21 protein-coding genes and 2 tRNA genes are annotated in these 22,577 nt (G+C 45.9%); 20 read left to right on the top strand and 3 right to left on the bottom strand.

The genetic code is table 11. The features are described from left to right. The first annotated feature begins 2 nt into the window (after positions 1-2). From thiE to HP570_RS01255, 5 genes are all read left to right on the top strand, one after another. Entirely contained in the window at positions 3-665 is a 663-nt protein-coding gene (thiE, locus tag HP570_RS01275; RefSeq protein ID WP_173624670.1) for a thiamine phosphate synthase, read from the top strand. 87 nt (positions 666-752) lie between these two features. Then, positions 753-1,661, top strand: coding sequence for a hypothetical protein (locus tag HP570_RS01270; protein ID WP_142496752.1), 909 nt, complete (start codon positions 753-755; stop codon positions 1,659-1,661). A gap of 86 nt (positions 1,662-1,747) precedes the next feature. Beyond that, complete coding sequence (locus tag HP570_RS01265) at positions 1,748-2,038, top strand: antibiotic biosynthesis monooxygenase family protein (RefSeq protein ID WP_173624669.1); 291 nt, start codon at positions 1,748-1,750, stop codon at positions 2,036-2,038. A gap of 360 nt (positions 2,039-2,398) precedes the next feature. After that, complete coding sequence (locus HP570_RS01260; RefSeq protein WP_173624668.1) at positions 2,399-3,925, top strand: two-component system sensor histidine kinase NtrB; 1,527 nt, start codon at positions 2,399-2,401, stop codon at positions 3,923-3,925. A 192-nt stretch (positions 3,926-4,117) separates the two neighbouring features. After that, positions 4,118-4,627: a hypothetical protein gene (locus tag HP570_RS01255; protein ID WP_173624667.1), complete on the top strand. Its 510-nt coding sequence runs from the start codon at positions 4,118-4,120 to the stop codon at positions 4,625-4,627. Between the two features lie 11 nt (positions 4,628-4,638). Here the strand turns inward: HP570_RS01255 and HP570_RS01250 are convergent, their stop codons facing one another. Both HP570_RS01250 and HP570_RS01245 read right to left on the bottom strand, forming a co-directional pair. Continuing rightward, a complete protein-coding gene (locus HP570_RS01250; RefSeq protein ID WP_064199203.1) occupies positions 4,639-5,325 on the bottom strand; it encodes a response regulator in 687 nt (228 codons plus the stop codon). Next, positions 5,322-6,557 carry a sensor histidine kinase gene (locus tag HP570_RS01245; protein WP_015891507.1) on the bottom strand — a complete coding sequence of 412 codons (1,236 nt, stop codon included), beginning with the start codon at positions 6,555-6,557 and terminating at the stop codon, positions 5,322-5,324. The genes HP570_RS01250 and HP570_RS01245 overlap by 4 nt, the downstream gene beginning before the upstream one ends. 173 nt (positions 6,558-6,730) lie before the next feature. Between HP570_RS01245 and HP570_RS01240 the strand changes: the two genes are divergently transcribed. The 13 genes from HP570_RS01240 to HP570_RS01180 all read left to right on the top strand — a co-directional run bounded on the left by HP570_RS01240 (position 6,731) and on the right by HP570_RS01180 (position 15,828). Then, positions 6,731-7,063 (top strand): MarR family winged helix-turn-helix transcriptional regulator, encoded by a 333-nt coding sequence (locus HP570_RS01240; RefSeq protein WP_035985616.1) that lies wholly within the window; start codon positions 6,731-6,733, stop codon positions 7,061-7,063. A 123-nt stretch (positions 7,064-7,186) separates the two neighbouring features. Next, positions 7,187-10,324 (top strand): efflux RND transporter permease subunit, encoded by a 3,138-nt coding sequence (locus HP570_RS01235; protein ID WP_173624666.1) that lies wholly within the window; start codon positions 7,187-7,189, stop codon positions 10,322-10,324. Positions 10,325-10,352: 28 nt separating this feature from the next. Then, positions 10,353-11,582 (top strand): efflux RND transporter periplasmic adaptor subunit, encoded by a 1,230-nt coding sequence (locus HP570_RS01230; protein ID WP_173624665.1) that lies wholly within the window; start codon positions 10,353-10,355, stop codon positions 11,580-11,582. A gap of 229 nt (positions 11,583-11,811) precedes the next feature. Next, complete coding sequence (locus HP570_RS01225; protein ID WP_015891503.1) at positions 11,812-12,522, top strand: cytochrome c biogenesis CcdA family protein; 711 nt, start codon at positions 11,812-11,814, stop codon at positions 12,520-12,522. A gap of 23 nt (positions 12,523-12,545) precedes the next feature. Then, a complete protein-coding gene (locus HP570_RS01220) occupies positions 12,546-13,079 on the top strand; it encodes a TlpA family protein disulfide reductase (protein WP_064199206.1) in 534 nt (177 codons plus the stop codon). 171 nt (positions 13,080-13,250) lie between these two features. After that, positions 13,251-13,448 carry a hypothetical protein gene (locus HP570_RS01215; protein ID WP_015891501.1) on the top strand — a complete coding sequence of 66 codons (198 nt, stop codon included), beginning with the start codon at positions 13,251-13,253 and terminating at the stop codon, positions 13,446-13,448. Between the two features lie 143 nt (positions 13,449-13,591). Continuing rightward, positions 13,592-13,774 carry a hypothetical protein gene (locus HP570_RS01210; protein WP_173624664.1) on the top strand — a complete coding sequence of 61 codons (183 nt, stop codon included), beginning with the start codon at positions 13,592-13,594 and terminating at the stop codon, positions 13,772-13,774. Between the two features lie 76 nt (positions 13,775-13,850). Continuing rightward, positions 13,851-14,285 carry a hypothetical protein gene (locus HP570_RS01205; protein ID WP_173624663.1) on the top strand — a complete coding sequence of 145 codons (435 nt, stop codon included), beginning with the start codon at positions 13,851-13,853 and terminating at the stop codon, positions 14,283-14,285. 95 nt (positions 14,286-14,380) lie between these two features. Further along, positions 14,381-14,551, top strand: coding sequence for a YycC family protein (locus HP570_RS01200; protein WP_015891498.1), 171 nt, complete (start codon positions 14,381-14,383; stop codon positions 14,549-14,551). A gap of 27 nt (positions 14,552-14,578) precedes the next feature. After that, positions 14,579-15,145, top strand: coding sequence for a thioredoxin family protein (locus HP570_RS01195; RefSeq protein ID WP_173624662.1), 567 nt, complete (start codon positions 14,579-14,581; stop codon positions 15,143-15,145). Positions 15,146-15,211: 66 nt separating this feature from the next. After that, the gene (locus tag HP570_RS01190) at positions 15,212-15,520 is read left to right on the top strand and encodes a hypothetical protein (protein WP_015891496.1); all 309 of its coding nucleotides are present in this window, start codon (positions 15,212-15,214) and stop codon (positions 15,518-15,520) included. A 97-nt stretch (positions 15,521-15,617) separates the two neighbouring features. Next, positions 15,618-15,702 (top strand) — tRNA-Tyr (locus tag HP570_RS01185). A gap of 44 nt (positions 15,703-15,746) precedes the next feature. Beyond that, positions 15,747-15,828 (top strand) — tRNA-Leu (locus tag HP570_RS01180). Positions 15,829-15,983: 155 nt separating this feature from the next. On the opposite strand, the gene edeQ is transcribed toward HP570_RS01180, so the two are convergent. Beyond that, on the bottom strand, positions 15,984-16,421 hold the full coding sequence (edeQ, locus tag HP570_RS01175; protein WP_142496761.1) for an edeine self-resistance N-acetyltransferase EdeQ: 438 nt from the start codon (positions 16,419-16,421) through the stop codon (positions 15,984-15,986). A 304-nt stretch (positions 16,422-16,725) separates the two neighbouring features. Here edeQ and edeP point away from each other — a divergent pair, with 304 nt between their 5' ends. Then, positions 16,726-21,231 (top strand): edeine non-ribosomal peptide synthetase EdeP, encoded by a 4,506-nt coding sequence (edeP, locus tag HP570_RS01170; RefSeq protein WP_173624661.1) that lies wholly within the window; start codon positions 16,726-16,728, stop codon positions 21,229-21,231. Between the two features lie 79 nt (positions 21,232-21,310). Next, the gene (locus HP570_RS01165) at positions 21,311-22,558 is read left to right on the top strand and encodes a lysine 2,3-aminomutase (protein WP_041749467.1); all 1,248 of its coding nucleotides are present in this window, start codon (positions 21,311-21,313) and stop codon (positions 22,556-22,558) included. Positions 22,559-22,577: the final 19 nt, after the last annotated feature.

Genomic DNA, 22,577 nt, shown 5'->3' with positions numbered 1-22,577 from the left:
GCATGCGTGATAGACAAAGACTTCGAGAAAAGATGGGTGTCTATTTTGTCATTGGCACGCAGGATTGCGGGTATTCCAGTGAAAAGACCGTGCAAACCGTGGAAGCAGCATTGCGCGGTGGAGTGGGCACGCTTCAGCTACGTGATAAAGGAAGCAAGCTAACTGCTCAGGAACAATATGAGTTGGGCATTCAGTTGCAACAGCTATGCCGTGAATACGATACCGTATTTTTTGTGAATGACGATGTAGAACTGGCGATTCGCTTGCAGGCAGACGGCGTCCATGTTGGGCAAGATGACATGACGTTGTCAGAAGTACGAGCCAAAGTTGGCTCTGAGATGTACATCGGTGTTTCGGCAGGTACAGTCGAAGAGGCACTTGCTGCCCAAAACGGTGGCGTCGATTGTATTGGTGTAGGAGCGATGTTCGCTACCCATTCCAAGGCAGATGCTGGTGAGCCCATCGGACCAGTTGGGCTAGAGGAGATCCGCAAGGCTGTCGGTAATGACTTGCCTATCGTCGGGATTGGTGGTATCACACTGGAAAATGCCTCTGAAGTGCTTGCTGCGGGGGCCGATGGCGTCGCGATTATCAGTGCGATCAGCCGGGCAGAATCACCTGAAAAAGCAGCCCAAGCGCTTCAGCGGATTGTACGAACTCGTTAGCACGGACAAAGCGACGATTACATAAGGTAGGGTAATAGAAACAAACCAGGATGATGCAATAATGGCGATCAAAAGGAGGTGAAGCCGATGAAAAATCGGATTTACCGCATCGGATATGAATGGGTGAGCAAGCGGGAATTGCTCGAGCGATTGTTCATGACCGACTGCATTCTTATCGAACACAAGCGAATTCATCCCCCACCGGAGGATCAAGATACAGAATTGCCACCAGAAAAAGAAACTCATGCTGTTTTAGTTCGCAGTCAGCGCCGCCCTGGCGAATGGGTGACGTTTAACGGGCTATACGAAATACAGACGAGAGAGCCCATTCCCTGGATAGATTCACCGCTGGAGTACCATCAATTCGGCGTAGAATTGATTCCTGGTAATATTCGTAGGGAAAAGGCACCTCAAGGCAGGATACCAGCGCGAACCAAGCTGCAAATCGCAGCAGTGCGACAAGATACGGTATTTGTCACGGTTCCAGGGCATCCGTCCAGACGTTACGAAATGTCGTTGGCTCACGCTCGATTTGCCAAGGATAACCCGACAGAATTGGAAATGAAGCTGCAAGTATACGCTTTTCCTCCACGTAACGATATTTTTGTGGATTGGTTATTGAAAGAAGGGCGCAAAACAGGAATCATTACGCGCTCCAATCAGGAAAGGGTAGAAAAATCTGCTTTTCAGGTGTGGGACGATCTACGCCAAGAATACGGAATTAGTGTCAGTGCGGCATTGATTGCGATTAAACAGGCACTCATTGTTCTCGATCGTGCTGGTGTCGAGACTGACTTCCCATATCCGCCCCAAGAGCGATCGGATATATCTTTGTTTAGTGAATCGGAGAGAGATGCTTTTTATTCCTACCAATCCGTTCGATGTTCGATGGCCGCTGTCGCTGCCTTGCTGACGGCAGACCCGAAAGATCCGTTGCAGGATACACTCTTGATGGATATCATGCTCGAGCAACAAATCAACCGCAGGCGCGAATAGCGTTTGCGGTTTTTAGGTTTTTCGCCAAAGGAGTAGTATAATGGAAATTGGTAGATGAACCCAATGAAAAGGACGTGTGACCCATCATGTATGTATCCATGAACAGACTGACTGTACCAGCAGACTACCAATCCCATTTGGAACGTGCATTTGGTAATGGAGGAGAACGGATGAAGGAGGTTCCTGGTTTTTTGGAGTTCCTTTTCCTGGCACCTACGGAAGGTGAAGAATACATCGTGTTCACGAAATGGACAGATGAAGAATCGTTTAAAAATTGGACGGAAAGCGAGGCTTTCAAGCGCGCGCATACAAGAACCAATCCAAATAGCCCGGTAAAATCGGATTTGCGCAATTACGCTGTCAAGTCCCATTCATAAAGCGAAAGCATTTGTCTCTATGGGGGCAGATGCTTTTTGGATTAGTTGACGAATAAACATCCTTGACCTTTTTATGCTCGATCGTGATATGATAGAAAATGTTGGGAAAGCGGTTTCAGTCAAACTCGGTTAGGAGGTGAGGGACTCCGAAAGCGGCAATAAAAGCGCGCGATAATAGGATGCTAGCCGAGATTGTTTGTCTGTAAGGATAAGAAGAGAACCTGATTGGATGGTGTCATTCTCTGCACCAGGATATCATCAAGCCGCTTTACATCTTGTCTCATTTACGTCCATAATAGAGCCTATACATACTTGGGAAAATAGCCTCAATGAAGCACGGAGAAAAGGAGCCAGAGTGTTTTGAAAAATCGAATAAGTAAGTATCTTACTCATTTGGTCCCTGCGGCGGTGGCCAAGACGTTTTCCTTTCTTTCAGATCATCATTACTCTGCTTTGCTTCTAGAAGACCGCGAAAATACAGAGGCTTTGTTTGTTCAGCAAATCACGAAATGGATTGAAGTAGTAAATGCAGTCGACACGTGTGCATTCGAGCGAGAATGGAGCGAAATGGCGTACCAATTTTCGTTGCTCGGAATGAATCTTACGTATTTACAGCAATTTTTGCGCAAGTGTCGAGACGTTATTATTGAAGAAATGAATAACAACGCATTTTCTCTTGCCACGACGGAAATGGAGCGAGTAGAGCTTTTGCAAGCACAGCTTCGTCTCTATCAATCGATGGACTACATATTGCAACAAATGGACGATGTCTTCAACAAAAATTCGCATCAATTTCCTCTTGAAAAAACACCAATTTCTCCTACAAGTGACGCCAAAGGAGAAAATGTTACCATGCTCGCTGAACAGGAGCTTGTCCAATTGGTTCTACAGTCCAGTGATATTGCCGTTTTGATGATTGACCGCCAGCTAAGAGTCATTGAGGCGAATTACGCGGTCTGTCATTTATATGGCGTGGATAGGAATCAACTCATTGGTCAAAACATTGATCATGCCCTTCGCCCTCATGTAAGCGAGCGTTTTGTCCAGTGGGTGATTGAACGCGGGCAGTCCGGCCATTATGTTGCGGAATACAGAAGCAAATGGACGACGGTGAGTACGAGTCCCATTTATTACGGTGGAGAGATGTGGGGAGCGATCGCCGTTCTTCGGAATGTTACGGAAAGCAAAAAGTACGAAGAAGAATTGAACAAGCGTGAAGCGCTGGCAGCAGTGGGGCAATTGGCTGCCGGGATGGCACATGAGATACGGAATCCACTGACAGCCATCAAGGGCTTCATTCAGTTATTGCGGGAGCAAGGGGAAGCAAATCGTAGTGAATCCTATTTTTCTGTTATCTTAACGGAAATTGAACGCATTGATGGGCTATTGAATGATGTCCTTGTTTTGGCACGGTACAGGGATGATAAAATCGTATCGGAACGTTTCTTAGTGATGGACGAGTTATATGGCGTCATTCGTTTACTGGAGCCAGAAGCCAATCGAAGAGGAATCAAGCTAGAGCTGGATATTGCACAAGGCGAGTGGCATGTGTTTGGTCATCGTTCACGAATCAAGCAAGCCATCTTGAACATCTTGAAAAATGCGCTTGAAGCATTGATGACCCAAGGCAACCTCGTTCATGTGAAGGTATACTCCTCTCTCAATCAAGTAATCATTGTTGTGGAAGACAACGGACCTGGTCTATCAGATTCTTGCCTGCAAAATTTATTCGTTCCTTTTTATACGACCAAACAAGAGGGAACGGGGTTAGGTTTGTCTACGACACAACGCATCATTGCGGATCACGGTGGCGAACTCTATGCGGAAAACTCTCCGAAATGGAAAGGAGCCCGCTTTGAGATACGTTTACCTCTTTCCATTTCCTAAAAAAACAAAATAGCATTGTGACTGTAGACGGATCGAATATCCGTCTTTTTTTATGTTAAAATGAGCGAAAAGTCCTATTCGATAAAAAGTTGCAAGTCTTTCGAATCAATCTTTTTGTAAGTTGTTGTCAAGGTCTGTCGATCAGTGGAATAATTTACAAAACGGTTACAATTTGAACGGAGTTGAACAACAGTGATTCGGATGCTGAAAAAAAACGAAATGAGGTGGAGCTACTGGGAGGTTTGGTATGAGGAATCAGAGCATCTTTATACCGTTCATTACGGAAATGTCGGGGAAATTGGCGAGTATTTTGCTGTAGTAGCGGAACAGATCGAGGGAAGACCTGATGAGGTTTTGCAGAGCTGGACAGAAGAGATGAAAGAACAAGGATATCAGGTCATGAAAGAGCACGATTTCCATCCAATGATCATTCGCTTTCCCCATTTACGTGAGTCAGAGATTGAAATGCGCTATTTGATCGAACAGCTGTTGGACGAATGCTTGGGAAAGACAGGGAATGGTCACAGTGACGGTGGGGAAGACAGTGAGAGGACGTTGGCAGTGATTTGCCGGGTGATCGATACGAAGAAAGCGGCTGCTGCCGTATTTGAAGCGATGTCTTGTGCAAAGCTGGGCGAAGGGGTTTCCATCAGCATAAAGCAGGAGGATGGAAACTTGATTCCACTTCATCCTCCTGCCTAAAACTGTCTGATTTATTTCACGATTTTATGCCGCAGAGCTTTTGCCACTGCCTGTGTACGATCCTCAACACCCATTTTTTGCAAGATGCGATGCACGTGTGTTTTGACAGTGCCTTCAGATATAAACAAGTTTTGCGCAATCTGATCATTTCGATAGCCATCTGCGATCTGTTGAAGTACATCTAACTCCCGATCCGTGAGTTCATCTAGCAAGACTGATTGGGAGGTGGTTGTCGAATCAGGTGTCTCACGTTGACCTTGCAGAGCTTCGGCAAGGGCTTTTGCGGCTGTCACGGTGTGGAAGAGGGCTTCTCCCTGATGGGCTCTGCGAATCAGATCAAGCATTTCCTGAGAGTCGGCATCTTTTAGCATATAGCCAACCGCTCCCGCGCGAATCCCTTCCACCACGTAATTGTGATTGTCAAAGGTGGTGAGGATCAATACCTTCGTGCGAGGATGCTGTAGCATGATTTCTCTTGTGGCCTCAATACCCGACTTGTTGGGCATCTGAACATCCATCAAAACGACATCAGGTGCGAGGGAGCCAATCAGCTCTACTGCTTCTACACCATCGGATGCTTCCCCAATTACTTCCATATCGGCTTGCATTTGTATGACATAACCTAAACCTTGGCGAATCATGGTTTGGTCATCTACTAGGACCACGCGAATGGCTCCTTCTTTTTGTTTAACGGTCATGTTCGCATGCTCCTTTCTTGTTCAGTCTGGTGAATCGGAAAGCTGAAATCGAGTTGGAATCCGTGGGGCTCTCGAATGCGGTACGCGAGAGTTCCGTTCAATAGTTGAATCCGTTCAAATATGCCAGTTAGGCCAAAGCCAGGTTTGATTTTTTGGTCGCTCGTGATGCTTCCATCGTCTCGGATGGACAACAAAAGGATGTCATTCTTCTGTTCAATGATGACGAGAATTTCTTTTGCGTCAGAATGACGTAAGGAATTGGTGATCGCTTCTTGCAAGATTCGATAAAACGTTATCGTCATTTCCTGAGAGAGTGGGATGTCCAGGTCGGAGCATATCAGCTCCATCTTTATTCCTGTATGCTTTTGAGCCTGCGACAAAAGAGCTCGCAGAGGCGTAAGTCCCAAGGAGGTTTTATCCAGAGCCAGTGTATGGACAGATGTGCGAATATCCTCCAGACTTTGCTTCGCAACACCAAGCATGTTGCGCACGGCTTCTTGTGCATTGTCAGGTCCATCCTGCAACATATACTTCAAGGCATGTAGCTGGACAATGAGTGAAGTCAAACTATGACCCAAAGCATCGTGAATATCACGGGCAATTCTCGTTCGTTCCTCCAGAACCGCTACTTGCAGGGAATGAAGCGCTGCTTCTTGAAGTTGTAAGTGTGCCTCCTGCAACTCTGTATGTGCTTTTTGCAGCTGCTCCAGGTGCTGTTGGTTGGTTTCGTATGCTTCTCTTTGAATCCGATAGCCACGTGCACCGATATAGCAACCCACATACGTTAGAATATAAGAGATGATGTGCGTGAATCTCAGGTTTTCTTCAAAATATAAAAAAAGCGTACTGCACGTACCAAAAAAAGTAGCATAGGCCAACGCTCGGCGTCCATGAATGTGAAAACCGATAAAAACAGCGAGTGGGAGCATCAAGCCGAAGCCCTCTCCCCCCAAGGTGAGAGACTTTACTAAGGAAACGATTCCAAGCACGACTGCTACTAATTCGAATTGGAAAGGCTTCCATTTTTTCTTGGAAATCCAAAATACCACAAGGTAACAAATAAATAGTACAATGGTAAGGGAAAATTGCAACGGAGTTTCCCGTTTAAATGAATCAGGAAGCAAAGCTAATACAAGTAAGATGGAAAACCACATGATCAGCAAACGTTTTTGTATGGCTTTCATCATTATTTTCAACAATGAAAAGTCCTTCTTTCTCTGCCGGATAATCACTTAACTTCATTCTAGCATGCGTTGTCGTCTATCTCCAGATAGATAAATCCTTGTCAGAAATCTACCCCTGGGTAGACTTCACTACATATACTTTTCAGTAGAATTATTTTTGGGAAATAAACGACTAGTTATGGGTGTGGAGTGGTTAAGTAAGGATGGCAAGGGAGGTTCTCATGAAAGAACTGATTCAGTTGGCAAAACTCCTGCAAGAAGCCAGTGTTTTGTTTACCACGATTTCTGAGCAAGAGCTGGATACAAGTGATGTAACCTGGCAACAGGTCTTGATTCTGGAGCAGCTTGGAAACGGGCCAAAAACGATGGGGGACATAAGTAAGACTGTCGGTCTTTCATACAGCACAACTTCCGGTCTTATTAACCGATTGGAGCAGGAAAACCTGGTACGCAGATTCCGGGACCAAGCAGATCGACGAGTTGTGTGGGTGTCACTGACAGAGCGTGTGTACCAACAGCGAGACGTGAAATGGGGAAATTCACAAACCGTTTAAAAATGGTTTCACCCCTTTATATTTCGTTAAACGAAATGTTATGTGAGATTTACCTTGTTCATTTCGTTATGCGAATTATTTCTCACAAAAAATTAGCAGATATATAAAAAAGAGGTGAGTGGATTGAATCTTTCTGAACTATCGATTAAACGCCCGGTCACCATGATTATGTTGACTCTGGCCATGCTGATTTTTGGTTTCGTCTCTCTGCCTCGCTTGGCGATTGATCTCATGCCGGATCTGAACTTCCCGGTTGCTGTCGTGGTTACATCCGTAGACGGCGGATCTCCAAGTGAGGTAGAAAAACTAGTAACGAAGCCGATTGAGGATGCACTTGCAACGGTATCCGATTTAGATAGTATACAATCGGTATCGATGGAAGGCGCCTCGCAGGTTATCCTCATGTTTAACTGGGGGACAGACCTTGATCAGGCGACTCTCGACATGCGAGAGAAGGTAGATCAGGTTCGTGGTTCTTTGCCTGACTCAGCCAGAGCGCCACGCGTACTGCGTATTGACCCGAACAGTACACCGATCATTGAGTTTGCGGTGACGGGTGAGCAAGATATCAACAAATTGAAAAAGATGGCAGAGGATATGATCCAATCACGCCTGGAGCGTATTGATGGGGTCGCATCTGCTTCCATCAGCGGCGGACAGAGCCGGATCATCGATGTTACCGTCGACCCAGCCAAACTGGCGGCGTATGGTTTGTCACTTGACCAAGTCCAGCAGGCTCTACAGGGCAGCAACTTGTCAGGTTCCGGTGGAGCGGTACGTGAGGGTGATGCCAAGCTCAACATCCGTGTACAAGGTGAGTTTGCTGATGTCGATCAAATCGCGCTGACACCAATTTCTGTCGGAGGAAACTCCATTAGGCTCAGCGATATTGCTCAGGTAAAAGACACGCATCAAGATGTAACGCAAATGAGTTACGTGAATGGAACACCTAGCTTGGGTATTAGAGTGACAAAAGCTTCTGGCGGAAACACCATTGAGGTAGCAGATGATGTAAAAGCTGAGCTGGAGAAAATCAAAAGCGAGCTGCCAGAAGGCGTTCAAATCATTACAACTCTAGACACATCCACCTATATTAAGGATTCCGTTTACACGACCGCTGAACATGCCCTGTTGGGTGGCGGTATCGGAATGGTCTTGCTGTTCTTCTTCTTGGGCAGCTTGCGATCCATGGTAATTGCGGTCATCGTTCTTCCTGTATCGATCGTCGCTACGTTCTTGCTAATGTACATGTCAGGACAGACGATCAACCTGATTTCCCTTTCCGGTTTGACATTGGGATTGGGATCATTGATTGACTTTGCGGTTGTTATGCTCGAGAATGTTTTCCGTCATCGAGAACAGGGAAAAGGTATGATGGAAGCGGCCTTGGATGGTTCCAAAGAAGTAGGTACGGCAGTAATGGCTTCGGCTTTGGCGCAAATTTGCGTATTCTTGCCGATTGCCCTCACGGAAGGTATTGCTTCTGAGTTGTTTGGACCACTTGCATTGACGGTTGTTTACTCACATATTGCGGCGCTTGTCTTCTCCATTTTGCTCGTGCCGATGCTGAGTTCGAGAATTTTGAACAAAATTCCGTCGCATACGCATCATGAGAACTATCGTGGAATTAATCCGGTTACTTGGTTCAACATTGGATTTAGCAAAGTAGAAAAAGGCTATCAAGGATTGTTAAAATGGTCATTGGGCCATCGTAAAACCGTCATGATTTCTTCGGTTGTCCTGATGGTGGGCTCTCTCGCATTAACTCCGATGATCGGGGCAGAGTTTATCCCGGCCATGGACCAAGGTCAAGTAAATATCTCCATCAAAATGCCGAATGGTACGGTTCTGGCTGAAACCGAGAAAGTAACTAGACAAGTAGAAGAAATTGTCAACACGGTTCCAGAGAAGAAAATTGTAGCGACTTCGGTTGGTAGCAATGCATCACCGATAGCGAGCACATTGTCATCCAATCAGGGAACGATCACCCTGATGCTGGTAGATCTCGACCAGCGCAAACGTTCCTCCAATGAAATTGTGATGGATCTCCAGGAAAAGCTGAAGCATATTGCCGGACCAGAAATTAAGGTAAGTGCACCAGCCGGTATGTCTACAGGTTCCCCCATTCAATTGAAGGTGAGCGGGGATGACTTGGCCGTACTGAAGGACATCAGTGGTATTATTAAAGGCGAGATTGAGAAGGTACCTGGTACGAGTAACGTAACAACCAGCTTGGAAGAATCAAGACAAGAGTTGGAAGTGAAAATCAATGCTGAGAAGGCGAGCTTGTACGGATTGACGACAGGACAAATTCTCTCCAGTGTTCGAACTTCCTTCCAAGGTCAAACGGTAACGCACTATCGCACGGGTGATGATGAGATTGACGTCAACCTCAAGCTGCCGAAATCGTATCAGGAAGATATCAACTTCTTGAACAATTTGCGAATTTCCGCTCCTGGTGGGGCACAGATCGCATTGACCTCGGTTGCGACTATCAATAAGATAGATGTGCCGGTATCGATTAACCGTGCCAACTCCAGCCGTGAAGTTCAAGTAACAAGTGATTTGGCCGGGCGTGACCTGAGCTCTGTCACGCGTGAAGTGCAAGAGAAAATTTCGAAGCTGAACTTACCAGATGGCTACACAGTCGATTTTGGCGGGCAAAGTGAAGAAATGATGGAATCATTCAGTAGCCTTGCTCTCGCGATTGTCCTGTCAGTCGTGTTGCTCTATATGGTAATGGCTGCGCAGTTTGAATCGCTATACACCCCATTTATCATCATGTTCTCCGTGCCACCAACCGTTACAGGCGTTCTACTTGGACTATTGGTGACAGGCACGACGATCAGCGTTGGGGTTTTGATCGGATACATTTTGTTGATCGGTCTGGTCGTGAACAACGCGATTGTATTGATCGACTACGTGAACCAACTACGTGCAAAAGGTATGGAGCTGTTTGATGCGATCCTGCACGCTGGGCCGATTCGTCTTCGTCCGATTTTAATGACGACACTCACCACGATTCTGGCGATTGGACCACTTGCGTTCTCTGGTGGCGCCGGATCTGAGACGAACGCACCAATGGCCGTGACGGTTATTTTCGGTCTTGGATTCTCTACCTTGATTACACTGGTTCTGGTTCCTGTCGTTGCTTCTTGGTTTGATGATGCAGGGAAAAAGAGACGCTTGAAGCGCCAGTTGAAACTAGAAAAGAAACTTGCTAAGAAACAAAAGAAAATCAATCCCGCTTTGGAATCGTAAGACGTTTGTGGGAAGAGGAGGGACATACATGAAACGAAGTAAAAAACCCGTCATTTTGGCATTGCTGGCCATCACTCTAGTGGCAGGGTGCTCCAGCCCGCAAGCGGAAACGCCGCCTACGGAAACGGTGGAAGCCGCCGCAACCCCTGTACAGATTGAAACCGTCGCTACAGGCTCAGTAGTATCAGATTCTGGTCTCACGGCAAAGCTGGCGCCGAGTGAGGAAGTGCAAGTTTCCCCGAAAATGGGCGGGAAAATTTCTTCCCTGCCAGTGAAACTGGGACAATACGTGACAAAAGGTCAAGTATTGTTCAAGCTCGATGAAAAAGATCTGGTGAACGGTGTCAAGCAAGCAGAAGCAGCCTACAATGTATCAAAAGCCAGCTTAAACCAAGCAGGCAGCAGTTCAGATCAAGGCTTGGTGCAAGCAAAAAATAGCTTGAAGCAGGCAGAAACTGCCCTTCAGGATGCAAAAGTAAACCAGCAGCGGATGCAACAGCTCTTTTCACAAGGAGCAATTTCCGCACAGCAGATGGAACAGGCCAACTCCCAACTGACAACAGCACAGACTTCTTATGATAACGCACAGCAGGCTTTACAATCAGCTGGGCAAAAAACGAGCGTGCAAGTTTCTGAAGCATCTGTGCAGCAAGCACAAGTAAGTCTGCAAAATGCTCGTGAGCAATTGGCGAATGCGACTGTGACGTCTCCGATCAACGGATATATTTCCAGCGTAAGCGGTGCAGTTGGTCAAATGGCAGGTCAGCAGCCGGTTGTGGTTGTCGTTAACACGAACCCACTTCTGGTAAAAGCAAATCTGTCTGAAGCTGATATTACAAAAATAAAAGTAGGAACAACCGTAAAAGTAAACGTACAATCGACAGGAAAAACGATTGATGCAAAAGTAACGGCGATGAGTCCAGTCATGGATTCGCAGCTCAAGGCATACCCAGTGGAGATTACGATTCCAAACCCATCCAATGAGCTGAAGTCCGATATGGTTGTGAATGTGATCTTCCCATCGGTTGGGGAAAGCGGAGCAAAATCGATCGTTGTAACGCGCGGTGCCGTTTTTGATCGCGATGGCAAACAGTATGTATTCAAGCTGGAAGGTGACATTGCCAAACAAGTCGAGGTCACTACGGGCAAATCCTCCAGTGATCAGATCGAAATTTTGACAGGCTTGTCTGCCGGCGATAAGATCGTGGTAAAAGGGCAAACATTGCTCCAAGATGGCGGAAAAGTTACGATTCAGTAAGAAAAAGAGTAGCAAGAAAGGGACGGAGTACATCCGTCTCTTTTTTGTGTACAATGGAACTACTCGGCCATATTATGGATACAGAGCGAATCATGAGCTATCTTTTTCTATCTAATTATGAAAAGGAAATTGTCACGGATTTAAGACAAAGTGTCATTGCTACTTTTGAAGGGGGCAAAGATTCGATACAATGAGAAGATAGTGGATAAAATACCCAGCGGAGGTACATATGACTGGCGATATTACTGTGTTTGTGGCTTTTGCAGCAGGTTTTCTCTCGTTTATTTCTCCTTGCTGCCTGCCGCTTTATCCGTCCTTTTTGTCTTACATAACTGGAGTAACGATTGATGAAGTAAAGAAAGGGAGAGCAGTTTTTCGCAAGGAAGCCTTCTTGCATACCTTTTTCTTCATTGTCGGGTTTTCGATCATTTTCGTTGCGCTGGGACTGTCTACCTCTTGGATCGGAAGCTTGTTCACCGACCAGCAGGATTTGATTCGTCAATTGGGCGGTATTTTGCTTGCTGTTATTGGCTTTGTTATGCTTGGCGTGTTTAAAATGGATTGGATGATGCGTTCTTTTAAAATCGATTTAAAATCGAGGCCATTGGGGTATACTGGGTCCATACTGGTGGGAATGACGTATGCAGCTGGATGGACACCTTGTGTGGGACCCATTCTTTCTGGCATTATCGTCATGGGTGTATCCAATCCTTCAAGCGCCTTGGCTTACACATTGGCGTATACACTTGGTTTCGCCATTCCATTTTTTGTCATGACATTCTTCATCAGTAAGGTGAAAGCGATTGTGAAGTATTCCGACCTGTTTATGAAAATCGGAGGAGCCATTATGATTTTGTTCGGTATTCTTCTGTATACAGATAAACTGACGGATATTACACGCGTTCTCATTCAAATGTACGGAGGCTTTACGGGATTCTAACTCAGTAGGGCAGAGGTGACAAAATGAAAAAGCTGTTGCTCGCGGTGATCGTATTATTGGGGGTCGGACTTGCTGTTTGGGAAAAGCCTCAAGAAACAGCCGCAATCGTAGCAGAGGTTCAAAAACCAGAAGTTGGCTTTGCGGCTCCTCATTTTACACTGACAGGATTGGATCAGCAGACGTACAAGGTAGAAGGTAAAAGGGCGAAACCATTGGTCTTGAATTTTTGGGCTTCCTGGTGTGGACCATGCAAGCTGGAAGCGCCTGATTTACAAAAAGTCTATGAAAAATACGGCGGACAGGTTGATCTGTATGGTGTGAACGTCACGAGCAATGACAGCCCGGAAGCAGCCATGGCCTTCGTCACCAACTATAAGCTGACATTTCCGATACCGATGGACGTCGCTGGAACTGTGTCGAACCGTTACAAGGTGATGGCATTCCCAACGACTTACTTGATTGACGCGGATGGGATCGTACGAAAAAAGATCATCGGCATGGTTGATGCTCCTACACTGGAACTGGAACTGCGCCAGTTGTTAAGTCCAAAGCCATAAGGAAGGCACATAAGTCGCTGGGGGAGAATTCTCCGGCGGCTTTTTCTATTTGTGACACGTATGACAAGGCCCATTTTGCAGGTGAAGATCTTGATTTTGTATGCTTGCCTAAAGAGCAGTGGTGTTCTCCTTCATAGACTGGAGTGATCTAGGGCAAAGGGAGGAAAACGGATGGCCAAGGGCAAAAAGGTAAAGAAGAAGAATACACGACAGCATCCCAATCAAGTACAGCTAAGAATCGTAACGTCCCATACATGTCAAGTATGCAAACAGCAATGTGCACGAGGGTTGGCATATCTGGAACAGATGTCCCAGCCCGGCGCGATCGGCTTTGGTGTACCATGCATTCTCACTAAGCAAAAGCAATAGCTTGTCTTTTTCTATGAGCGAAATCTTCTGTTCACGAGAGAGATTCCCTTCAAAGTGAGAAGGGATCTACAGCCTGTCTCCAAATTGGAGCTGCCTATGGGTGGCTCTTTTTTCAGTTTTTATGAGGAGTTAGGAGTGGGGGAATGTGGACAGGGGAGACAACAAGTAAAGGAATATTAAACTCTACGCCTTTTCCATTGTGGCACATCGAAAAGCAAAATATAGACGTTGCATTCTATTATAATTTTTATCCATCGTTAAGAGTGCTATTAAAAGGAGACAAGGTAGCTAGTATTGAAATAAGCAATGAAGAAGAGCAACCATAAAAAGGAGTGGGTAATGCGATTTGAAGAAGGCTAGAGAAGCCAGAGAGGGAGAGTAATATAAAGGATGCAGAATTCTATGATTTTGTCTGAGCAATACAAAGCGTTGTCTAAGCCAAATTTTTCTATAATGCTTGAACTGTTATTTTCACCATCAAGTTTTCATGAAATATATTTACATCTTGGACATACAAAGGAATCAGAAGATAAATTAAAATATTCGATTAGGTATGCTACGTTTTCATTCATGGAGCCATATGAAGTGTTAGAAGTCCCAATTGAGCTAAGTATAGCAGAAAAAATAGAGGAGATACTTTGTGAGTCAAAGATTAGTATTATTCCTCAAAGATATAGTATGGGACTAGATGGACATTCTTTCATACTAAAAGTAAATAGAGGATTCAATAAAATTGAAATTCGGTGGTGGTGTGAACCTGATGAGGAGTGGGCACCACTTGGAGAACTAGTTGAACTTATATTTAGTCAACTACCTAAGAAATTAAGGGAATATTAGTTATGTAAAGACCTACTTATAGCTTGCATGCTGGCAGCTTTAACAACCGTGTATTATACTGAAGGGACTGATGAAAGCAAGGGAAAGGAGCAAAAATGCGTCCATTACAAATATCACCGGAAACGGCAGTCAAACTGGCGGAAGCACTTCAGGTACCCTTGGAACGCCTCATGCACATGCCGCAGCATATTTTGTTGCAAAAAATGATGGAGCTGGCTAATCAAGAAAAGGAAGCAAACGAAGCAGCGAATAAAAACCAAGAATAGGCCAGCGATACAAAAGGAGGAGAAAAGATGGGGGCAAATGTAGCACATAAATTCCGTACGGGGCTTAAGCCACAAGTGTTTGTGGAAAGCATGACGAAAAATCAGGATACATACCAAAACTGGTCGGATGCATTTTCATGGGAGGATGAACAAGACCGTGCGTTTTTTGCTTCTCTCCAGCATCGTGATGACCTCAGATGCTTGATTTTGGCTGCGGAATGGTGTGGCGACGTCGTTCGCAACTTGCCAGTCGTCTTGCATGCCTTGAAAGAAACAGACATGCCAGTGGAAATTATGGTGATGGAAGAACACCTCGATCTCATGGATGAGTTTCTTACGATGGGCGGTCGGGCGATCCCTGTTGTTATTTTCGCAGACACGGGTGGACATGTTCTGGCAAAATGGGGACCACGACCAAAGCATGTCCAAGCTGTCATGACGGCATTCAAACAACAAAATCCGGACCGAAACGCCACGGATTATGAAGACAAGATTAAAGTAGCGCGTGCCGAAATGCTCGAGCAGTATGGAGAAGGAACTGGCTACCAGCAAGTGATTGTCAAAGAACTAAGAGAGCTACTTTCCTCGATTTAATCTATCACATCCATAACAGGGCGGAGTCACGGCTCCGTCCATTTTCATGCAGAAGGGCTGAATAACATGTATTACTACGGGAATGAAACGATTATGTCCTTGGAGCAGGTGCTACGCTTAAAAGCATCGGAAGTTCGAATTTTGGAGTGGGTACGTACCTACGAGTTTTTAGAAAACAGTTATGGAATAGATGAAGCTGTTCCCTACTTCTTGGAGATAAAATGTGAAGAAGGGCAAGTGAAGATTCGCAAAAACCGTATACTTGACTTCCCGGAATACTCCTGTGAGGGAGAAGCAACCTTTCAAGAAGTAGATGAAGCACTGCGCGTCTTTCACGAGTGGGCACAAGAGATCTTGGCGAAAAAAGAGAGTTAATCAAAATAATATGTTGACGTCAAACAAAGTTCATGATAAATTAATAAATGTCGCTTCTGGTTGAAGAGAAAAGCAGAAGATAGACAGCACATATTGTGGGGAGATAGTGAAGTGGCTAAACACGGCAGACTGTAAATCTGCTCCCTCCGGGTTCGGCGGTTCGAATCCGTCTCTCCCCACCATTGATTTTCTATCGATGATGTGCTAATTTATTCATAGTTCACTTGCCGGTGTGGCGGAATGGCAGACGCGCGCGACTCAAAATCGTGAGGGAAACCGTGGGGGTTCAAGTCCCTTCACCGGCACCATATCAAAAACGAATGCACACTAACCATGATGTTTACAGACACATGGATGGTGTGCTTTTTACTATACGGGAAACAATTCAAACAGCGGCGAGTCTAAGACTTGGTTTTCAGGTCTTAGGTCGCCGGTGTTTCATTTTTGGGTAATGAAAACTCGCTTAAAAGTTCAATTCTGCAATCGTCTCGCCGAACAAAACCATTCCATTCTTTTGAAATCCGAGCGAAGCGTAAAGGTTTTCGGCTGCGACATTGGCTGGGGCATAGCCAATGACAATTTTTTGACAATCTTCCTTTGCTTTCAGGATCTCAATGACTTGTGAAATGGCAGTACGTCCATAGCCTAGTCGTTGGTACTTCGCATCAATTAAGAGTCTGTAAATCCAGTAATTTCCGTCGTCGGGGTCAAGCCCATACATGACAAAGCCAACCATCGTGTCATCATGGTATATGGCCAAAGGAACAAATGTAGTTTGAAACTTTGATTCAGCGATGGAGTAAAGGTTTGGGGCAACAAACTCGCTCTGTTCGGGAGTAGGTTCCAGTTCAATACACTCTTCCCAGTTTTCCAACGTTACTTCACGAAGTGTCACAGGCATCTAATCACATTCATCCTTCCGGGGATTTATTATTTTGTCAATATATTACATTTTATCCTACGTGAAAAGAAAGTCAAAATCAATAGAGTGCACAAATTTTTTTCTAAATCTATGCAGCACCAGAGGAAGGGAAAGAGGGAAAGAATTAGCTCAATTTTCAGAAATAACAATTTATGGAAAATTCATTTGACACTATAGAAGAGTCATCTATATAGTTGAAACTGGAAGTATTTGTAACCGATTTGATTTTTTACCATGCCTGAGTTGTGATTACATCTACACAATTCAGAAAGGGGGATATTCTTTGCGCCAGGATAAGAAGCAATGGAAGGTCGGTTATCCTTTAAGTCATCCACAAAAGCGTATCTGGTATACGGAAAAATTACATCCACAGCTTCCTATCCATACGTTAGGGGGGATGGTGCGAGTTCAAGGAAAGGTGAAGCTGGATGTACTGGAAGCGGCCATTCACCTGTTCATTCAAAAGAACGATACCTTGCGACTCAACTATCAGGAGGAAGAGACAGTCCTTCAGTTTGTTGGAGAGTACGAACCGCAGCCATTGCAGGTGTTTGATTTCAGTCAGGAACCGAATGCCCCTGATCGGTGCAGACAAGTCCTGCAAGCTTTGTTTACAAAGCCGTTTTCAATCGGACAAGAGCCTCTGTTCTACTTTTGTCTGATCCAACTGAGTGACGAGGAAGCAGGGTATTTTGTAAAGCTGCACCATTTGATTGCTGATGGCTGGTCCATCTCAATCATGACAGAACAAATTGCTCACTATTATGACACGTTGTTGGCAGGCGGTACCGTTCATGTAGGAGATGAACACGCTTATCAAGCTTTTGTCGACAGGGAGCATGCCTATGCTCAGTCTGAGAGATTTGAAAAGGACAAGCGCTACTGGCGGGACAAGTTTCAGAGCTTGCCCGTAATCACGACCTTACAAAAGGCAACAGATACTACCGAAGGCAAGCGCAAAGTCTATGCATTTAACAAGGAAGATTCGACAAGAATACGCCAGTTTGCGGAACAGATGAAATGCTCGCTAAATTCCGTGTTTGTAGCTCTCGTCAGTCTTTACCTTCAGCGTTGTACGAGGCAAGAAGAAATCGTGATCGGTACGCCGCTGTTAAACCGTTCAGGCAAAGTGGAGCGCAAAATATTCGGGATGTTTACCAGCACCATGCCTTTTCGTCTGGCAGTTCCGATGGAAATGGATGCCTTCGATTATGTTAAATATGTCAACAGGGAATTGACTTCCTGTTTTTTTCATCAGAAATATCCGTACGATTTGCTGGCTCAAGAGTTGGAATTGAAGAAACATGGCTATGACAGCCTGTTTCAGATTTGTGTGAATTATTACAGCACGCAGCTGCCCTTCACCCTTGGCGGATACCCCGTGACGAATGAGGAGTTTTACAACGGACACCAGTTGTATTCGCTCCAAGTCATTATCAGGGAGTGGGCTACAGATGAACAATTGACGCTGGAATTGGATTATAAGATCGCCGAGTACACGGAAGAAGATATTGACCGAATAGCTGATCATCTCGTGCGGCTTCTCAATCAGATGATCTCGAATCCAGAAGGACCGCTATCCAATCTGAACTTCCTTGCTGACGAAGAGCTGGCGCTACAGCTCAATACATGGAACGATACTGCAGCTTCCTATCCCAGCGAGAAGACGGTTGTCCAGTTGTTTGAAGAGCAGGTAATGCGCTCGCCACAAGGAATTGCATTGGAGTCAGAGGGGCGCACGCTGACATTCCAGGAACTGCAGGATCAAGTGAATCGACTCGCTCAGTCGTTGCGAAACCGAGGAGTTGGTCCTGGCGTAATTGTGGCGTTGCTAGCAGATCATTCGCCAGAGATGATCATCGGACTGTTGGCTGTTCTAAAAGCTGGCGGGGCATACCTTCCGATTGATCCTCAGCTCCCTTCACAGCGTATTGAATACCTGCTGTCTGATTCTAGAGCGGATCTGTTGCTTCGTCACACGTCGCGATCAGAGGATATTTCGTGGTCCAAATCAATTCTGGAGCTCGGTGATTCGTCCTTGTATCGAAATGATGGGGCAATCCTGGAATCGGTCAATCAGCCAGATGATTTGGCTTATGTCATTTATACATCAGGTTCTACTGGAAATCCGAAGGGAGTCATGGTTACTCATCGAGGGTTGGTCAACTATATTTCGTGGGCGAAAGACCGCTATCTCTCTTGTCCTGAAGAAGCGTTTGCTCTGTATTCCTCACTGGCATTTGATTTGACGGTTACGTCCATTTTCTGCCCGCTGGTAAAGGGAAATCGGATGGTTATTTATCCTCACTCCGATTCAGAGTTTGTGTTATCGCGCATCTTTAGTGACGGACGCTCTCATGTTGTAAAGCTGACACCTGCCCATCTGTTTTTGCTGCAAGAGATCGCTCTGCCTTCTACTACGGTAAAGAGAGTGATAGTGGGCGGCGAAGACTTGAAGGTGAGTCTGGCTGAGGCCATTCATGCGAAATGGAACGGACAAATCGAAATTCTCAATGAGTATGGCCCTACCGAGACAGTAGTCGGATGCATGATCTATCAATACGATCCAGTGACCGATGTCGAAGGATCTGTACCGATTGGACATCCTATTAGTAACGTGCAGCTCTATATTTTGGATTCATATGGGAAGCCAATCCCAATCGGATCGACAGGAGAGCTATTCATCTCAGGAGATAGTGTGGCACGGGGGTATCTTAACCGCGAGGAATTGACCCAAGAGCGTTTCCTACCCGATCCGTTTCGGCCAAGGAAAGTGATGTACAAGACAGGCGATCTGGTTCGCTATCGTCCCAATGGAGTCATGGAGTATTTGGGGCGAGCTGACTATCAGGTGAAGATTCATGGATACCGCATTGAGTTGGGTGAAATTGAACAGCAGCTACTTGGTCATGCTTCTGTGCGTGAGGCAGTGGTGATTGATCGCATGGATACGTGGGGGCGTAAGTACCTTTGTGCTTATTTGATCACGGAAACATCTTTCCGGGAAAAAGAGCTCCGCGAAGAACTGGCAAGTCGATTGCCCGCTTACATGATCCCTTCACAAATCGTACAGCTTGAACAATTTCCGCTGACCTCAAATGGCAAAGTTGATCGAAAACAGCTTCCCGAACCTGTCATGGAGCGAAAAGGTGCGGAGGATGAAACAAGTCCTCGTGACGAGTTTGACAAGCTATTGGTTGAAGTGTATGAGGACGTGCTCGGTCATTCACCATTTGGTTTACAGGACCCGTTTTCCCAGCTAGGGGGGGACTCGATCAAAGCGATTCAGGTTTCTTATCGCTTGCATCAGCGGGGAATCAAGATTCCGGTTAGAGACATCTTGATTTATGACACGATTGCAGAACTAAAAGCGAGAAGTGACTGGAGTTGGGGAGTGGAACAGATCCCACAAGAGCCGTGTACGGGCGAGTTGCCTTCATCTCCCATTGTTTCTTGGTTTTTGTCACAACAGTTCCGCAATGCTGATCATTGGAACCAGTCGTTGCTCCTCGAAAGCAAGGAAAAAGTAACGCTGGAGGAGTTTGAGGCGAGTCTGTCAGCACTGGTTAGTCATCACGATTGTTTGCGACTCAATTACTCGGCAAAAGAGGGGAAGCTCTTTTACAATGAGCGCCACCTAACCAATCGAGTGTCAGTATCTTACGTTGACCTTTCTTCCGTACCGCAAGAAGAACAGGAGAGAAGAATGCTTGAGGCGATGAGAGATTGTGCTGTTAGCTTCAAGTTGGAAGAATCAATACTGTTTACCGGTTGTCTCTTTGAATTGGGACCGGATCGACCTCAGCGATTGTTTCTGACGGCCCATCATCTTGTTGTGGACGGCGTCTCCTGGAGGATTCTCCTGGAAGATTTGATGAGCGCCTTGACCAGTCTGAAACGTAATGAGCCGATTGTTTTACCAGATAAAACGCATTCGATGCAAGCGTGGATCAAGGAAGTCTCCGCCTATTACCAGTCGACTCAAGCAAGCAAAGAAAAAGCATATTGGGACATGTTTTCCATCCCGGAAGACCAGCTACCGACTGACTTCGATTTTGGCGAAGACTTGGTAGAATACAGCGCTACATCTACTCGCACACTTTCAGCCGAGATGACGTCGCGACTGTTGACAACGGCCAACCGAATGTTTAATACGGGTCCCCAAGACCTATTGGTTGCAGCACTTACTCGGACACTGAGTGATGTGTTTGATAGGGAGCGTCTCTTGCTGGTAATGGAGTCGCATGGGCGTGAGTCTTCTATTCACACGATGAACGTAACCAGAACAGTAGGATGGTTTACTAGCATGTATCCTGTTTTGTTTGAAACGAATCCATCCAATCGGACCGATCACCTAAAAGGGGTAAAGGAGAAGTTGCGCCAGATTCCGATGGGGGGGCTTGGGTTTGGCTGGCTAAAACCTGATTTGCTCGCGGCAGTGGAAAAATCCCATGTTCGATTCAATTATCTGGGATCCGTGGATAATCAACTGAGTGATGAGCTGGTTCTCATGGGAGGAAACTTGGCGGTTGATGCCGGAGTGGGTAATCATTTGACAGCATTGCTTGACGTGGCTGCTCTCATTCGCCAAGGAGAACTTCAGGTTTCTGTTACGTACAGCTTGCGCAAGTATAGCGAGGAGACCATGGAGAAGGTACTTACGTTGTTTATCAATGAATTGGAGCAGCTCATTGATCATTGCTGCCATCAGGAGGTCCCTGAATTTACGCCATCGGATTTTGAAGAGGTGGAATTGACGCAAAAAGAGCTGGATTTGCTGTTTGGTTAAGAAGCGAATCTCATGCTTGACCAAGTTTTCCGAGAAGCCAAAAATGACGAGTGTTTAATGAATGACAGGAGGGATTACATTGAGTGTCAAGGTACTAATGGGAAAAAAGGGGTTTGAGGAGTTCGCAACAATTGTCGGCTTTACAGAAGCAGAAAAGGAAGAACGCGGTGCATTGCTGGAGCAGTCTTATATGCCATTCAAGGTGACTCGCTATTATGCCGAGTTGATAGCAAGTCAATCAGAGCCTTATCGTACCCAGATGATCAATATCGTGCTTCCTCCACCGGGAGTGAAACCCTATAAAGGCCGTTTTGATCCGTATGGAAACAAGTCGTATCGTCAGGATGAAACAGCATTCCTGCAACACAAGTACAAAAAGACATTATTGCTTCACATCGACGACTTTTGTATTGCCAACTGCCAGTTCTGCTACAAAGTGAACGAAATCCGCCATGAAGATATTGGATACACCAATATTATGGACAAGGCAGAAAGGGCAGTGCAGTATTTGGAAGCCCATCCGTACATCGATAATGTCCTCTTTACCGGTGGAGACCCTGCTTCCTTCCGTAAAACTTCTGACTTAATCAAGCTGATCAGCACGCTATTGAGTGTGAAGAGTATTCGACTCGTTCGCTTTGCAACCAAGGCTTTGGCCTATGACCCTGCTCGTTTTCTTGATGGAGAGCTGCTGGCGTTTTTTGACCAAGTAAGACAGACGCCCGGTAAGCAGGTAAGTGTAATTTCCCAGTTCAACCATCCTGGGGAAATCAGTGACGTTTCGATCCAAGCAACGCAAGCACTGCTATCCGTCGGTGTCCAGATTCGCGGACAGCCTGCTATCATTCGTGGCGTGAACGATTCTGTCGAGACCTTGATCGACTTGCAGCGCAAGTTTTTGGATAATCGAATCATTTCGTATTATTTGACGGTGTTTATGCCAGTTAGGGGAGTCGAGCAGTATGCCATTCCACTGGACGAGGCGTTCCGGAATGTGGCCGAGTCCAAACGCAATCTGGGTGGCTTGGAGAAAAAAGGGGTACTTCTTACTTCGCACGACTTTGGAAAACTAGAGATTTGTGGCTTTTATCCGACAGCCGAGCGCCCAGAAAAAATTGTTTTGAAATGGCATCAAGCGGTCGGACCAGACTATCTTCCAGAGCGGTTGAAGGAATTAATCCCAACCCGTTCAGAAGACCTGATGATTTTGGACTACAAACAGGGAGAGATGTACTGCCTCGACCATGTTTTCGAACATAATGGCTTGCCGTACGTGAATGCAGATGGGGAGATCGTGGAAAACCTGCCGAGTGAAGCTGTTCGGTAAGGGAGTCAGGAGAGAAAAA

This window comes from Brevibacillus sp. RS1.1, from assembly GCF_013284365.1.
Classification (GTDB): domain Bacteria; phylum Bacillota; class Bacilli; order Brevibacillales; family Brevibacillaceae; genus Brevibacillus; species Brevibacillus brevis_D.
The sequence above is the reverse complement of the archived record's forward strand: the minus strand, read 5'-3'. Positions and strand labels throughout refer to the sequence as shown.